Raw genomic sequence first — 14,539 nt, forward strand, 5'->3', positions numbered from 1 at the left:
ATGAAACAGTCCCATTTCCAAGGTTTCATTGCGGCTGGAACTGCTTTTCTTGTCGATCAGGTGACAAAAGCAATTGTCGTCGCCAATGCGGCAGATTTGAGCACCGGAATTCCGGTCTTTCCCGGTTTCAATCTCATCTACCTGCGCAACGATGGCGTGACATTCGGACTACTTGGTGGAGCGCCATGGTGGAGCCTTACAGTGTTGGCCCTCGCTGTCTGTGGCTGGTTGACGGTCATGTTGGTGCGCACTGCCAGCCCGGTTGAGGCTATCGCCTATGGTGCGATTATCGGTGGCGCGCTCGGCAACGTCCTCGACCGCATCCGGTTTCGGGGTGTGACAGACTTCCTCGATTTCTACGCCGGATCCACGCATTGGCCCGCCTTCAACATGGCGGATGTTTTCGTGGTCGGCGGGGTGGGCCTACTGCTCATAGCTCCTTGGTTGAGCGCCAAGTTTCAGAATGGCACATGATGACGGGTTTGGCGCACATGTCTGTCTGGGGCCATTACATTCCTCTGCGTTCCGGAATTAGTTTTGTGGCGGGCGGTTTGACGGTTTTAGCCCTTCCGCCGTTCTCATGGCTCATCGCCGTTCCGGTTGCCTTCTCGGCGCTCTTTCTCATACTCCGACAGGTTTCCACAGCGCACGCTTTCTTTATCGGCTGGGTCTTCGGAATTGGCCAGTTCGGGTTCGGAATCTCTTGGATCGCCGAGAGTTTTTACGTCGATGCCGAACGTTTCGCCGCGCTGGCGATCCCGGCCGTCGCGGGGTTGTCAGCGGGCCTAGCCATTTTCCCGGCCATGGCTGCGGCGCTCTATGCCGTCATCGCGCAGCGCAGACCCCTCGGGAGCATTGCCGCAAGTCTGCTTCTCGCAACCTGCTGGGTGGCGACGGAATGGTTGCGAGGTCATGTCCTGACAGGTTTTCCGTGGAACCTGGCCGCTTATGCTCTGGTCGATCACGCCGCGCTGCGACAGCCGGCAGCCTGGGTCGGAAGCTACGGGTTGAGCTTTCTCACCGTCCTTGTCGGCGTCATGCCGGGAGCTGCGTATTCCGCCGTGCCACGTCAACGGTCAGCCGTTCTGGTCTTGTGCGCGATGGCCATCATAGGACTCTGGGGTGCCGGTACGTTCCGCCTTGGATCAGAGGCGCCCTTGCCTCGCGTCGACTTGCGCATCGTGCAAGGCAACGTGCCGCAACGGGAGAAATGGGCGCCCGGAAACCGGGACGCGACCCTTGAGCTCTACCTCGACCTCTCATCTCGTCCCGGCAACGTCGATCTTCTGCTTTGGCCGGAGACGGCCTTTCCCGGTTTTCTCGACGAGGACGCGGCAGCCCGTACCCGGATCACCGGTTCTCTGCCCGAAGGTACGCTGCTTCTGACGGGAGTGCCCGATCGAGTGGAGAGCGTTGCGGGTACCCGCTATTTCAATACGGTCCAGGCCTATGACAGCAGCGGGGAAATACTGACCGGATATGCAAAGCATCATCTCGTGCCGTTCGGGGAATACGTTCCCTTCCGGGGCTGGCTGCCTTTCGCACGGCTGACCGAGGGATTGGGCGATTTCACGCCCGGACCGGGACCACGCACGCTCGCGCTCGCGGGTGCGCCGCTGGTCGCGGTCGCGATCTGCTACGAGATAATCTTTCCGGGCCACGTGGTCGATGATCTTTTCCGCCCCGACTGGATATTCAACGCCACCAACGATGCCTGGTTCGGAACCAGCATCGGGCCCGAGCAGCACCTCGCGGCCGCGCGCATGCGCGCGGTCGAAGAAGGTCTTCCCGTGGTCCGCGCGGCCAACACCGGGATATCCGCGATCATCGACGCCAATGGAGATGTCGTCGCGCGTCTCGATACCGGGGAAACAGGCGTCATTGACGCCAGCCTGCCCGGCGCGCGCGCTCCCACGCCCTACGCACGTTTCGGCGATTGGACATTGCTGATGCTCATCGGTGCGGCCTGGACCCTGGTCTATGCCGTCGGCTTGGCCGGACGACAGCCCAGTGCGGAGCATTCAAGAATGGAGGAATGGTGATGCTGGTACTCGCGGGTTTTGTCGGAGGTGCGATCTGGGGTGGCTATCTGGCGCGGCGGCGGAAAGGAAACCGCCTGGATATGCTTCAATATGCGACAAGCTTCGGCATTGCCTTCGGCCTCCTCGCCTTTTTCGCCTCGGTGATCCTGTTGCGCATCACGTCCTGAAAATGCTTCAGCATCGGCAACGAATTGAAACGACTGTTCAACATATTGCTTTACACTTTCCTGACGGTCTGCGCAGCGGGATTGGCCGTTTCCGGTACCGTCTACTTTCTGCTGCGTGCCTCCGTTCCCGACTATGACGAGGACTTCAGCGTTGCAGGCATAGATAGCCCGGTCGATATCCTGCGGGATTCTTCAGCCTTACCGCACATCACGGCGGGGTCCGCCGAGGATGTCTATTTCGCCATCGGCTTCGTTCACGCGCAAGACAGGCTCGGTCAGTTGTTGAGGGCAAGGCGTGCAACGAAAGACCTGTTGCCACTGGAGCCGACGACCGAAATTGACTCTTCGACATCCGATGCGCTCGAAGCATACGCCGCCGGTGTCAACGCGTGGCTTGGGCTGGTTTCCGAAGGCGGGCGCGGCAGGGGCTCACCCGAACTGTTGATCGCTGACGAGAGAATGATAGCGGCCTGGAGACCTGTCGATAGCCTCAGAATAGCCCATGCATTTTTGAGCGATCTTCGACCCAAGAGCCGGCAAGAATTGTCAGTCTCGTCAGATTTGCGGGTCCCGTCAGATCGCCCCGTCACACCCGAGTTGTTTGCGACCCCGCCCGAAGTCAGCCTCAATGCTTGGGCGCTGTCCGGCGACCGAACGGCCACAGGGGCACCAATTCTCGCCGCGGACATCGTTGGCCCTTTGTCGCTCCCCTCTGAATGGTACCTGGCGGATCTTCAGCTTCCGACAGGGGCCGCGATTGGCGCCACGTTGCCGGGCGTGCCGTTCGTTGTCATCGGCCGCAACGAGCGCGTCGCATGGGCGTTTGGATCAACTCCCCAAAAAGCCGTCAGAGAGCCAGAAGCTCCTACAGGCAGGGGTGCTGGCGATTATCTGATGATGCTTGACCGTCTCGCGAGGTCCACCGATGCGAACAACGCCCTTAGCGGAACCTCCGAAATGTTATCGGCCGGAATGGAGGTTCTAGCGATCGACCGTGAAACCTTGGCCCGCTGGCCCGAACGGGAGGTCGAGCGCCCTGCATCGTTTCGAGACGCCCGTTTGGCTGTGCTTGATGATCGACAGCTGATAATCTCGGTCGAGGGCGCGATTGCGGTTCAACGCGACACTGTCAGCGCAGCCGCACGCGCCCTTCTTCCTCTGATGGCAAAAGAGCTTTGGTTCGTGAGGTCCGCAAGCGGCATCGAAGAGACCCGCACCGAAAGGCTTCGCAACGAAATACTGGACAAGCTTGCGCAATGGAATGGCGACATGGATCGCTATTCACAGGAGCCGCTCGTGTTCTGGGCATGGGTCAGTGCTTTGCAACGACGCATTCTTCAGGACGAATTTCCGGCGGCGAACGCGTTTTGGACCAGACCGAATCCAGATTTCCTTTACGCGGTCCTTTCCGGTCGCGGCGGGAGCGCTGTCTGGTGCGACATCCGCCCTTCCGCACGCATGGAAACCTGCGAAGATCAGGTTCGAGCGGCTCTGGATGATGCCCTCGGCTGGCTGGTCGACCGCTACGGATCCGATCCCTCCGACTGGTCCTGGGGTGAGGCGCATACTTTGAACATGCAGTGGTCGCCGATCAGACCGGGCGGGATGGTGAGCGACTTGTTGTCTCTCGAAGCACCAACGCCGGGCGATCCCTTTACTCTGATGTCGACAGTATTTGCATCGGACGATGCTCGGCCATTTGTCTCCAACGCGGGCACCAACTTTCAGGCGGTCATGTCGCTTTCGGACGAAAGCGGTTCCTATTTCATCACGCCCGCCGGTCAGTCCGGGCACCCTCTCTCAAAGTTCTACGAAAACCTCTTTCCGAAGTGGATGCAGGGTGAATACATAATGATGAGCACGGATCTGTCCTTGGCCCGCGGTGGCGCCGCAGGAACATCTCGACTGTCACCCAAATCAGAGGACAGCTCGAGTACGATAGAGGATAGGAGCCAATGATCACATATCTCATCCACTACGATCCGTTTGGCTATGCGATTTCACCGGTGTCGTTTGTTTCCGTCGGATTGGCCGCATGGGTCTACATGCGCGGCCTCGCGCGATCCTCTCGCATTCTCGGAAGGATTACTGTCTGGCGACAGGTTCAGTTCTTCACCGGCATTGCCTGCCTCCTCGTCGCCACGAACGCGCCCTTGGCCCCGTTGGGACACAGTCTCTTCTCCCTGCACCAAGTGGAGCATCTTCTTCTCCGCCTTGCCGGACCGCTGCTTTTCGCGGTGTCCCAACCATGGCGCATACTGCAAGCTGGTCTGGCAAGAGAATGGCGACGGCACCTCAATGCGCTTGGCAATCGTGGCATCGTGCGGTTCATGGCGCATCCCGCGATCGCCACTGCCTTGCTTGTTGCCGCGCTATACGTTTGGCAGGTTCCTGTCCTTTACGGACTTGCGCAGCGCGTTGCGGCGATCGAGATGCTCGCGCACTTGTCGATGGTGTTGGCAGGGATCTGGTATTTCGGCATGCTGTTCGACCCCAGGGATCCGCCTGATGGTGCGCGGCGAGGGGCGCGGCTGATATCCGGTTTTGTAGTGATCGTTTCGAATATTTTTCTGGGCGCCCTCACGACGCTAAAAGAGGTAGGTCTCTATGCGTCCTACCAAACGGCAAGGAACAGTAGCGGACTTAGCGCCTTGGCTGACGAGACGATCGGTGGCTACACAATCTGGGTCCCGTCCTCGATGGTTTTGATTGCGGCAATTATCCTTGTGCTGAACGGCTGGAACGCGGCGGAAGTGCGCCGATGGAACACCCGATACGAGTTGATGCGGGGTTCGAATGCGGCGGCGCTCGAGTTTCCGGAAACCGCCGCGGAGTTGCGTCTGAAAGTGAAAAAGCCAAATCGCGACATGGGCCGAACACTAGCTCTGGGCGCATTCGCCATGTTCTCGATTGTCATGATCACGCTGGTGACGATCGTCTACGCGCTCTGAACGATCGACAAAAATTCAGGGTAGCGCCCACGGCATGTCCCAACGACCGGAAACTTCGGCCAGCAGTCAGTCGTAAAGAGAGGATTAGGTACGCACCACCTCCGGCTTACCTGGGTACTAAAGACCCAATCGGCTTTTAGCGCCAGAGTTCGGAGTCAGCATACAAGCCTCGTCCCGGACTTTGACCGCTGGCCTCGCTTCCCTGGTCGTTGTGATCTCATCATTATCGCGAGAGCCCGCTGAGGCGCTATTCATGCCTCCAGGATTGCTTCAGCGCTTGTCCGAAAGCCTCCAGCGTTGTTTCGCTGACGTGATGCTCGATCCCTTCCGCATCGCGTTCCGCGGTTTCTTCGTCGATCCCGAGGCTGCAAAGAAACGCAACGACGATCCGGTGGCGCTGTCGACAGGCCTCCGCCAGCTCCTGGCCAGAATCGGTGAGGAATATCGCGCGGTATGGCTCCCTCCGAACAAGGCCAGCGGCCTTGAGCCGCGAAATGTTCTTCGTCACGGTTGGCGGTTTCACGCCAAGTCGTTCTGCAATCTCGACCGGTCTGGCCTCTCCGCGCGTCTCGATGAGTTCCGCGATCAACTCGACGTAGTCCTCCGCCATTTCGCTCTCATGCGCCTGACGCACGGTCGCAAACCCCTCGGCCTGTGCTTCGGGAGCTCTGTCGACAGTTTCAAACGGTTCACGCCCATGTGATTGCAGCTTTGTCATACTTGGGACTTTGCAGCGAAACAGCGGGATTGACAACTTGTTTGCTGAGGGTAGATAAGTTAGCCATGTCTAACTTTTGTCTCTGGAGGTTATGGTGATACGAAATTTCCTGGGAGTGCTGCTCGCCACGTTGGCCAGTGTGCTCGTCCTGTCCGGACCTGCGGCCGCAACACCTGCTAAGGAGACCCCCTGGCTTCCCGAGGCGGGGGCCTACCGGCTGACGCTCTTTCTTGGAAATCTCGAGCCGTTGCCCTGGGATGATATTGAGACCGCCTGGAGGGAACCCTACCGGGGTTCGGAATTCTCCATCGGTGCCCTGGCGTGGCTGGATCGCGAAAGCGACATTGACGCTGCCCAGCTTCTGAACGCGATCACGCATGAAGACCGGCAGGCGGTCTTTGCAGAGGCGACGCGGCTCATAGCGCTCAGGATCGAAGAGGAACTGAACCGGGCTGTTGCGGCCGAAGACCCGGCGCATGCGCAGCAGGCCGTGCGGACAGCTCGGGAACTCTATCGCGCGTTTGCGGACGGTATCGCCACCGCCGAGCCTGATGTTGCGCGGCAGATCGGCCTTGCCTGGCTGGAGTTGAACAGCAGTACGGGTTCCGCAGGGGTCCTGGGCGCGGGCGTCACATCCGCTGACCGCGACACGATGGCAGCCGCGCGCAGGGTCATCTCCGGTTACATTGCGGAGAACTACCTCATTGCCGATTTTGCTCCTCGCCAGACACTGAGCGCCTTGCCGGAAACTGCGATACTCAGCGGTCGCGCCATCGAGGTGCCGCCAAGCCTGCCGCCCGGCTCCGACATATTCGACCAGGATCCGTTGCCTCGGCTTGTTCTCAATTTCGAGGAACAGGGCATTGACGAGACCGATCTGCCGCTCGTGGCCTACGGCGACATGCTGTTCGACAGCGCGCAAATCTTCGGAAGCCCGGCGCGCGATCTCGGTCTCGCCTGCTCGACCTGTCACAACCGTTCGGACGTCAACCAACGGCTGTTCATTCCGGGTGCCAGTCACCAGCCGGGCGCGATCGACGTCGACGGCGCCTTTTTCAACCCAATCTTCAACGACCGGCGTAGCGACCCGCTCGACATCCCGAGCCTTCGCGGCTTGCGTTTCACCGGGCCCTATGGCCGCGACGGTCGTTTTGCCTCCCTGCGCGACTTCACCCGCAACGTTGTCGTCAACGAGTTCGGCGGCGCGGAGCCGACGCCTTTCATGATGGACGCGCTGGTCGCCTACATGCTCGAGTTCGACTTCCTACCCAACTCCATGCTGACACCGGACGGCCAACTGACCGAGTCGGCCCCAGAGGCCGCGCAACGCGGCGAAGCGATCTTCAACACGCCCTTCGCGGGACTCGGCGACCGCTCCTGTGCCAGTTGCCATATGCCGGACGCCAACTTCCTGGACCGACAGGCGCACGACATCGGCTCCGTTGCGCCGGCCTATGAAGGCGCCCGTGCTGGTGCGCTGGACACCCCCACCCTGCTCGGCACCGCCTATACCGCGCCCTATTTCCATGACGGATCGCTGCCGACCCTGGCGGCAGTCGTAGACTGGTTCGACGAGACGAAAGCTCTTGAGTTGACCGACGAGGAACGCGCCGACCTGACCGCCTATCTGGAGACCGTGGGCGCGGCGGACGAGCCCTATGAAGCTTTCGACGCCGAGAACACCGCCTTCCGGCTGGCATTCTCCGAACTGACGACCTTCGCCTCGACACTCGATACGCTGCTTCCGCGGCGGGACGCGGAGCATATCCTGCTGCTGACCGACACCGTGGCCGCCGACCTTGCAGCCGACGCCAGTACCATGTCGAACCTTGCTGCGCGTCCCGAGGTCTACGCGTTGGCCGGGCGGTTGGCCGATGTCGGCGCCGCCGTGCGTGACGGCGACTGGGCAGCCGCCGAAGCAAGCTGGAGCGCGTTCCAGACCGAGGCCGATACAGTCGAAGCGAGGGCCTTTTGATGGCGATGCACGTGAACCGCAGAACGGCCCTGCTTCTGGCCAGCGCGAGCGCTATGTCTCTGGCGACCCCGCTCACCGCGCAGGACGTCAGGTTGCGGCTAGCCTTCATCCCGCAAGAGAACCCGGAAAAGCTGCTGGGCGATATCGAGGCCATCACCGGCTGGCTGGCCAGTGAGGTCGGCGTCCCCGTCGAAGGGTTCGTCACCATCGACCACGCCGCCGCGGTCGAGGCACTGAGAAACGGCGATGCAGATATTTCCTTCATGGGCGCCCTGCCCTTCGTTCTGGCCGAGGCCGAGATCGGTGCCGTGCCGCTTCTGTCCGAGGTCTACCGCGACGCGCCGAGTTACACGGGCCGCATCTTCGTGCGCCGCGACAGCGGCATCGGCTCGCTCGCCGACCTGCGCGGGCGTAACATTGCCTTCGCTGATCCAATCTCGGAATCGGGCTATCTCTATCCGCTCGCCGAATTCGTTAAGGCCGGGCTGATCGAAGGCCCCACCGCGGCGGATGCGTTCTTCGGCCGCGTCTTCTTCGCGGGCGGCTACCAGCAGGCGATGCAAGCGATGGCCGAGGGTCTGGTCGATGCCGCAGGCGCCAGCCAATACGCCGATCTGCTTCTGACGCCGCGGCAGCAGGCAGAAGTAACCTGGATCGTGGAAAGCGAGCCAATCCCGAGTCACCTCGTGATCGCACGCCCGGGGCTCGACGCCGGCCTTCAGGACCGGTTCATCGACGCGATGCTGCGGCTCAACGCACCAGAGAACCGCAAAAAGCTGCGCTATCTCTACGGCCCGGACGGCTATGTCAGGTCCGACTCCGCCGCCTACGACGGCGTGCGCGACATGGCGCGCCGATACGGGCTGTTGGAATGAGCATTGCCGCCCAAATCGACGACCTGAGCTTTACCCATCCGGGAACGGACCTCCCGGCGCTGGAACGGGTTTCGCTTACGATTCCGGCGGGTGAAAGCGTCGCTTTGCTGGGCCCATCCGGGGCAGGGAAAACGACCCTGCTGGCACTGCTCGACGGCCGGCTCCGGGGCTGGAGCGGGCGGGTATCGGTTCTGGGGGCACCGCTCGATCCCGACCAGCCGCCGCCGCGTGTGCGCCGTCCGGATAGCGGTTTCGTGTTTCAGGAGTTTGCGTTGGTCGAACGCTCCACGGTTCTGCGCAACGTCCTCAATGGTCGCCTGGGACGCATGCCCCCCCTACGGGCCCTGCTGGGATCACCAACCGCGCATGATCTGGAGATTGCGCGCGCAGCCCTTGCCGATTGCGGCATTGGTGATCTCGCCGGGCGCCGGGTCGACAGTCTCAGCGGCGGTCAGCGGCAGCGTGTGGCCATCGCGCGCTGTCTGGCCCAGGAACCGCGTCTGATCCTCGCCGATGAGCCGGTGAGCAGTCTCGACCCCGCCCGCGCCGGCGAAATCCTCTCGCTGCTGACCGGGGCGGCGCGGGCGCGCGGAGCGACGGCGCTGTTTTCCTCGCACCAGCCTGACCTGGCGCGGCGTTTCGCGCAGCGTATCATCGGCATTCGCGGCGGGCGGATCGTCTTTGACGTGCCGACCCCCGAGTTGAACGAGGCTGCAACAGCGGATCTCTACAGGGAGACAGAACCAATGCCCGGTACCGGCCTCCGGGCGGTGTCCTGATGCGGTTTCGCGAATTCGGCGGGTACGCGACAAGCGCCCTGATCGCCGGCGCGATCCTGTGGTCCTTCGCCACGGCCAACGTCGAGTTGTCGCGTCTCATGTCCGCCGGTCCGCGGATCGCCGATTTTCTTGGTCGGATGTTTCCGCCTGACCCGACGGTGATGGCCGAGATCAAGAAGGGCAGCGCGGAAACGCTGAGGATCGCGATCCTCGGCACTCTCGGCGCGGTGATCCTGTCAATCCCACTCGGCATTCTGGCGTCCGAGACGATGGTAGCGCGTGCAGTTTTTCGGCCGGTTCGAACGCTGCTTGCTTTCATCAGGGCGATTCCGCTGATCCTGGTGGCCATGCTCATGGTGGGCGCTGTCGGGCTCGGGCCGCTGCCCGGCATCATCGCGGTCGCGTTTCATGCGACGGGGATGCTCGCCAAATTCTATGCCGAGGCGATCGACGGCGTGTCCCGCGCGCCTATCGCCGCACTGGAAAGCGCGGGCGCTGGACCGCTCGTGCGGCTCAGACATGCGATCTGGCCGCAGATGGCACCGGTCGTCGCCCGCGACACGATCTTTCGGTTCGAACTGAACCTGCGCGAGTCGCTGATCCTCGGGATTGTCGGCGCGGGCGGGATCGGCTTTTACATCCAGACCTACGTGCGCTCTTTCCAGTATGACAAGGCGGCCAGCGTCACGGTTGCCGTCGTCGTCATGGTCATCGCCATTGAGGCGATTAACGTCGCGATGCGGCGCCGCTTCACCTGATCCTTAGGCGTAAATGTCGATCGGCGTCCCGTCCCTGACCATGGCATAGATTTCCTCGATCTGGCGGTCAGTGACGGCGATGCAGCCTGCCGTCCAGTCGCGGACATTTATTGGGTCGATCCCCTTGCGCGGTCCGCCGTGGATGAAAATGTCGCCACCGGGCGACTTTCCTTCAGCCTGCGCCAAAGCGATGTCTGCGGCGTTGGGATATGAGATGCCGATGGAGAGGTGAAAAAGGCTGTCTGGGTTGCGCCGGTCAATCACGTAGGAGCCCTCCGGCGTACGGCCATCCCCCTCGAACTGCTTGTGACCTTCGGGCGCGAAGCCTAATCCGATGGGATAGGTCCGCAAGACGTCATCCGTTCCGTCCAGAACCAGAAACCGCTGTGCCTTATACATGCGCAGCCGGGTCACTTCGGGTCCGTTGTACGACCGGAACTTGCTGGCACAGCCTGATAGAAAGGCAACCAATCCGCCCATCAGAAAGGCACGCCGCGGAAATTTGGTGTTTGTCACTGCTCGACGCCCCTTTTTGCGAGGTCTGCTTGATAACAGACGTTACTCTACCGAAGACGTCGGATCAATGACCGTGCGCCAGTGCTTCCTTCGCTATTTGCTCGCCCACCGGTTCACCGCCCGAGGGCCCGTCCTTGATCCGATGGCCGTTCAAAAGCCGCAGCGCATTGGCGACCACCAACAGGGATACGCCCACATCCGCTGCGATGGCGCCCCACATCGAGGCCATGCCAAACGCGGTCAGCCCGACGAACAGCGCCTTGGTCGCCAACGATATGCCGATATTCTGGTGGATGATTGTCATTGTCCGGCGAGAGTGGCCGATGAGCCACGGCACTTTGCCGATATCGTCGGTCATCAGCGCGATATCGGCCGTCTCGATGGCCGCGTCCGATCCTACAGCCCCCATGGCGATGGCATAGTGCGCCCGCGCCATGGCCGGTGCGTCGTTCACACCGTCACCGATCATCGCGACCATGTCGTGGTTCGCGACGAGTTCTTCGATGGCTGTCACCTTGTCTTCTGGCAAGAGCTCGGCGCGCACCTCGTCAATGCCGACCTCGGCCGCCACGGCACGCGCGGTGCGTTCGTTGTCGCCTGTCAGCATCACAATCGTTTTCACTCCCTGCGCGTGCAGCCGCGCCACGATTCCCTTGGCATCGGGGCGGATGCGGTCGCGAAGCTCTAGTACGCCGGTCACGCCGGTCTCGTCACCCACGGCAACGAGGGTGTTCCCTGCCCCTTCGATCCGCTCCCGCAGATCCGACGGAATGGAATTGCCGAAACCTTTCTCCTCGGCGAACCGATCCGAACCGAGCCAGATAGCGCACCCATCGGCGCGCCCTTCGAGCCCGCGCCCGGGCACGGTGCGTGTGTCCTCTGCGGCAGACACAGAAACACCATCGGCTTCGGCGCGGGCGAGGATGGCGCGCGCAAGCGGGTGCGAGGACCGCGCCTCTAGACTTGCTGCCAGCATCATGAGATCGCGTGCGGAGGTGCCGCCCAGTGGGTGAACTGCCGCCACCTCGGGCTCGCCCATGGTGATCGTTCCGGTCTTGTCCATCGCCAGTGCCGTGGTGCGCCCTGGCGCTTCGACATAGGCGCCTCCCTTGATGAGCACGCCAGCACGCGCCGAAGCGGTGAGCGCCGCGACGATGGAGACCGGTGTCGAGATGACAAGGGCACAGGGGCAGGCGATGACCAGCAGAACCAGCGCATTGTAGAACCAGTAGTTCCAGGCACCGCCCAACAGGAGAGGTGGAACCAACGCGATGGCGATCGCCATCGCCATCACGATCGGTGTGTAAATGCGTGCGAACTTCGCGACCCACTGCTCGACCGGCGCTCGGCGGGCATGAGCATCGCCCACCATTCGGATGATCTTTGCGAGCACCGTGTCCGAGGCGGCCTTCGTCGCCCGCACCGTCAGTGTGCCCTCGCCGTTGATCGTGCCGGCATAGACCTCGTCGCCGGGTTCCTTTGGTACCAGTGCGCTTTCCCCAGTAATCGGGGCCTGATCGACGGCCCCTGCCCCGTCCACGACCTCACCGTCGAGGGGAATCCGGTCGCCGCCGCGCACGATAAACCTTGCATTGACTGCCACGGCAGCGGCCGGAACGTCGGCTTCCGATCCGTCGTCGTAAAGAACCCGCGCCGTTGGCGGCGCCAGATCGAGGAGCGCGGAAACCGCATTACGCGCCCGCCCCACGCTCCAGCTCTCCAGAAAAAGCGAGAGCGAGAAGAAGAAGGCGACCGTCGCGGCCTCGAAGAACTCGCCGAGGCCGATGGCGCCCGCTACGGCCACCACCATGAGCAAGTTCATGTCGGGGCTAAGCCTTCGCGCCGAAGACCAGGCCTTGGGCGCGACAAGCCAGACGCCAAAAAGAATTGCGACGGCGAAGAGCCCTGCTTCCGCCATAGGCATCGGCACCTCGCCATGCCCCGCAAAGAGCCCGAGCGCGCCGCCCATGCCGGTCTCGACAATGTGGAAAAGGAATCCCGCTGCCCAGAAGCCGCCGCTCAACGAGGTAAAGCGCTTCTGACGTGCCAGATGCGCCGCCTGGTCCTCTGCTGCGTTGTCGGCATCCCACGGCTTCGCGCTCATGCCGGTCGTCGCGACCAACTGCGTGACTTCGTCGTCTGGTATCCTCTCGGCGCTGTCGAGGATGGTCATCCGTCCGTTGATGACGTCGAACGCAAGATGCTCGGTTCCGCCAACTTTTGGACCGACAACCCTGTTCAGAATCGCCACCTCTTCGGCACAATCCAGACCGGAGACTTGAAAACTTCGTCCATTCGACGGGATGGGTTGTGCCGGTCCCGTGTTGGCTCCAGCACCGCAGCACGCAGCACCTTCTCCATTAGAGTGGGAAACTCCGCTCGCATGTTTGTGATCATCACCATGATCGTGACTGCAGTCAGAGCTGTGCTTGTGGTCGTGGCGTTGGCCATTGGAAGACATGGGATTGACCTCGGGATTCGTTCATTCCACATTGAGATAGCCCCTACAGTAACTAGAGCTTCAAGAGCTAAAACCAAAACTTGGTCAAATAAGGACACCGACCTGCGGAACCTTCAAACGCGCCGCTAAGTCTGAAGACGCGGCTGACCTGCCAAAGAGTGAGATAGATATGCTTCAAAAATATGCGGTGATCATGGTTGCAACATTGGCCCTGGCTGGCTGTGCGGTGCCTCCGAAGGAAGACAACGATCCATTCAGGATCGGGAATATTCCAGAGTCTGTCGCAGCCCTCGCTGCACCCGACCAAGATCTTAACGCGGCACGGCTACGTCCCGAAGATAATTGCTATTGGTATGAGCATAATGGGCCGGTTGAAACGACCTTGGTCCCGTTGCGATCGCCGGGCGGCAATCCCATCTGCGTCGCGCGCCAATCCTGATTGGCACGTTCGAGCTTCGGACTGACGACGCGCCTTGGGTCAACTCTGCGGAGTCACGCTGTCCTCGGCCGAATATAGGAACGCCGTCGAGCCAATCTCCACGTTTGGGTACAGATCGTTTATGTGCGCCATGACCATCCGGACGCAACCGGAACTTGCTCGTCCGCCGATGCTTCGCGGCTGTGGTGTACCGTGGATGCGCAGATAGGTGTCTCGGTCCCCGACATAGAGATAAAGCGCCCGTGACCCGAGCGCGTTCTCAGGTCCGGGTTCCATACCGTCAGCGATGTCGGCGTAGAGCTCCGGGTCGCGGTTAATCATGTTCTGAGTTGGCTGCCAATGCGGCCACCTGACCTTGCGCTTGATCGTGTAGACACCAGGCTCATAAAGTTTGCCGCGAGCGATCGCGACGCCATAGCGCATCGCAGTGCCGCCTTCCTCGATATGGTAAAGATAGCGCGCCACGGCGTCGACATGAATGTCACCGGCCACAAGACCATCTTTAGCTACAACCCGCTGCGGCAGAAAGCGCGGGTGTAGGCCCCACGGGTTTGATGTGGCTGGGTTATAGCCCGGCGGTGTTACCTGTGCATCCCAAGCACCCTTTTCCGCTTCAGTGGGCCAGGTGTCAGCGAGGAGCGGACTTGAGATAGACGCGGAGAAAAGTGCAGCGGTCGTCTGGATGAAATGTCGTCTTGTCAGCATCTTTCTTGTTCCTTTCACGCTATTGGCGGCGATCCAACCCACATCCCGAATTTTTTTGCCTAGGAAGGAGTCAAGTTATTACAGACGACTATGCTCCATGGGGCCGACCGTTATCGATGCCTTAACTCTTAAAGTTACTAGGGGCTGTTGACG

14 protein-coding genes are annotated in these 14,539 nt (G+C 61.4%); 10 read left to right on the plus strand and 4 right to left on the minus strand.

Going from position 1 to position 14,539, the window contains the following annotated elements; all coding sequences use genetic code 11:
• The 5 genes from lspA to GC127_RS03015 are packed head-to-tail and all read left to right on the plus strand — an operon-like array spanning nt 1 to nt 5,160.
• Nucleotides 1-474, plus strand: coding sequence for a signal peptidase II (gene lspA / locus GC127_RS03000; protein WP_151976362.1), 474 nt, complete (start codon nt 1-3; stop codon nt 472-474).
• The gene (gene lnt, locus GC127_RS03005; protein WP_151976364.1) at nt 471-2,042 is read left to right on the plus strand and encodes an apolipoprotein N-acyltransferase; all 1,572 of its coding nucleotides are present in this window, start codon (nt 471-473) and stop codon (nt 2,040-2,042) included. Before lspA ends, lnt begins: the two co-directional genes overlap by 4 nt.
• The gene (locus GC127_RS22705; protein ID WP_088652261.1) at nt 2,042-2,209 is read left to right on the plus strand and encodes a hypothetical protein; all 168 of its coding nucleotides are present in this window, start codon (nt 2,042-2,044) and stop codon (nt 2,207-2,209) included. Before lnt ends, GC127_RS22705 begins: the two co-directional genes overlap by 1 nt.
• A 24-nt stretch (nt 2,210-2,233) precedes the next feature.
• A complete protein-coding gene (locus GC127_RS03010) occupies nt 2,234-4,168 on the plus strand; it encodes a penicillin acylase family protein (RefSeq protein ID WP_151976366.1) in 1,935 nt (644 codons plus the stop codon).
• Nucleotides 4,165-5,160, plus strand: coding sequence for a cytochrome c oxidase assembly protein (locus GC127_RS03015; protein ID WP_151976368.1), 996 nt, complete (start codon nt 4,165-4,167; stop codon nt 5,158-5,160). The genes GC127_RS03010 and GC127_RS03015 overlap by 4 nt, the downstream gene beginning before the upstream one ends.
• A gap of 247 nt (nt 5,161-5,407) precedes the next feature.
• Here GC127_RS03015 and mntR read toward each other — a convergent pair whose 3' ends face one another.
• Nucleotides 5,408-5,878, minus strand: coding sequence for a manganese-binding transcriptional regulator MntR (gene mntR, locus GC127_RS03020; RefSeq protein ID WP_151976370.1), 471 nt, complete (start codon nt 5,876-5,878; stop codon nt 5,408-5,410).
• A gap of 91 nt (nt 5,879-5,969) precedes the next feature.
• On the opposite strand from mntR, the gene GC127_RS03025 reads away from it, so the two are divergent.
• From GC127_RS03025 to phnE, 4 genes are read left to right on the plus strand one after another with little or no spacing between them, the layout of a single operon-like run.
• Nucleotides 5,970-7,853: a cytochrome c peroxidase gene (locus GC127_RS03025; RefSeq protein WP_254699973.1), complete on the plus strand. Its 1,884-nt coding sequence runs from the start codon at nt 5,970-5,972 to the stop codon at nt 7,851-7,853.
• On the plus strand, nt 7,853-8,728 hold the full coding sequence (locus GC127_RS03030; RefSeq protein ID WP_151976374.1) for a phosphate/phosphite/phosphonate ABC transporter substrate-binding protein: 876 nt from the start codon (nt 7,853-7,855) through the stop codon (nt 8,726-8,728). The genes GC127_RS03025 and GC127_RS03030 overlap by 1 nt, the downstream gene beginning before the upstream one ends.
• Nucleotides 8,725-9,507 (plus strand): phosphonate ABC transporter ATP-binding protein, encoded by a 783-nt coding sequence (locus GC127_RS03035; RefSeq protein ID WP_037929578.1) that lies wholly within the window; start codon nt 8,725-8,727, stop codon nt 9,505-9,507. Before GC127_RS03030 ends, GC127_RS03035 begins: the two co-directional genes overlap by 4 nt.
• Entirely contained in the window at nt 9,507-10,265 is a 759-nt protein-coding gene (gene phnE / locus GC127_RS03040) for a phosphonate ABC transporter, permease protein PhnE (RefSeq protein WP_037929575.1), read from the plus strand. The genes GC127_RS03035 and phnE overlap by 1 nt, the downstream gene beginning before the upstream one ends.
• A 3-nt stretch (nt 10,266-10,268) precedes the next feature.
• On the opposite strand, the gene GC127_RS03045 is transcribed toward phnE, so the two are convergent.
• Together GC127_RS03045 and GC127_RS03050 are read right to left on the minus strand one after the other, a co-directional pair.
• Nucleotides 10,269-10,745 carry a murein L,D-transpeptidase family protein gene (locus GC127_RS03045; RefSeq protein ID WP_037929730.1) on the minus strand — a complete coding sequence of 159 codons (477 nt, stop codon included), beginning with the start codon at nt 10,743-10,745 and terminating at the stop codon, nt 10,269-10,271.
• Between the two features lie 100 nt (nt 10,746-10,845).
• The gene (locus GC127_RS03050; protein ID WP_151976376.1) at nt 10,846-13,032 is read right to left on the minus strand and encodes a cation-translocating P-type ATPase; all 2,187 of its coding nucleotides are present in this window, start codon (nt 13,030-13,032) and stop codon (nt 10,846-10,848) included.
• Between the two features lie 379 nt (nt 13,033-13,411).
• On the opposite strand from GC127_RS03050, the gene GC127_RS23070 reads away from it, so the two are divergent.
• The gene (locus GC127_RS23070) at nt 13,412-13,681 is read left to right on the plus strand and encodes a hypothetical protein (RefSeq protein ID WP_151976380.1); all 270 of its coding nucleotides are present in this window, start codon (nt 13,412-13,414) and stop codon (nt 13,679-13,681) included.
• Nucleotides 13,682-13,720: 39 nt separating this feature from the next.
• On the opposite strand, the gene GC127_RS03065 is transcribed toward GC127_RS23070, so the two are convergent.
• Entirely contained in the window at nt 13,721-14,386 is a 666-nt protein-coding gene (locus tag GC127_RS03065; protein WP_151976599.1) for a L,D-transpeptidase, read from the minus strand.
• Nucleotides 14,387-14,539: the final 153 nt, after the last annotated feature.

It is taken from the genome of Roseovarius sp. EC-HK134 (assembly GCF_902498815.1).
Taxonomy (GTDB): domain Bacteria; phylum Pseudomonadota; class Alphaproteobacteria; order Rhodobacterales; family Rhodobacteraceae; genus Roseovarius; species Roseovarius mucosus_A.

Coding starts and splice junctions, on each gene's coding strand:
- lspA (WP_151976362.1), top strand. CDS start 1: ATGAAACAGTCCCATTTCCAAGGTTTCATTGCGGCTGGAACTGCTTTT.
- lnt (WP_151976364.1), top strand. CDS start 471: ATGATGACGGGTTTGGCGCACATGTCTGTCTGGGGCCATTACATTCCT.
- GC127_RS22705 (WP_088652261.1), top strand. CDS start 2,042: ATGCTGGTACTCGCGGGTTTTGTCGGAGGTGCGATCTGGGGTGGCTAT.
- GC127_RS03015 (WP_151976368.1), top strand. CDS start 4,165: ATGATCACATATCTCATCCACTACGATCCGTTTGGCTATGCGATTTCA.
- mntR (WP_151976370.1), bottom strand. CDS start 5,878: ATGACAAAGCTGCAATCACATGGGCGTGAACCGTTTGAAACTGTCGAC.
- GC127_RS03025 (WP_254699973.1), top strand. CDS start 5,970: ATGGTGATACGAAATTTCCTGGGAGTGCTGCTCGCCACGTTGGCCAGT.
- GC127_RS03030 (WP_151976374.1), top strand. CDS start 7,853: ATGGCGATGCACGTGAACCGCAGAACGGCCCTGCTTCTGGCCAGCGCG.
- GC127_RS03035 (WP_037929578.1), top strand. CDS start 8,725: ATGAGCATTGCCGCCCAAATCGACGACCTGAGCTTTACCCATCCGGGA.
- phnE (WP_037929575.1), top strand. CDS start 9,507: ATGCGGTTTCGCGAATTCGGCGGGTACGCGACAAGCGCCCTGATCGCC.
- GC127_RS03045 (WP_037929730.1), bottom strand. CDS start 10,745: ATGGGCGGATTGGTTGCCTTTCTATCAGGCTGTGCCAGCAAGTTCCGG.
- GC127_RS23070 (WP_151976380.1), top strand. CDS start 13,412: ATGCTTCAAAAATATGCGGTGATCATGGTTGCAACATTGGCCCTGGCT.
- GC127_RS03065 (WP_151976599.1), bottom strand. CDS start 14,386: ATGCTGACAAGACGACATTTCATCCAGACGACCGCTGCACTTTTCTCC.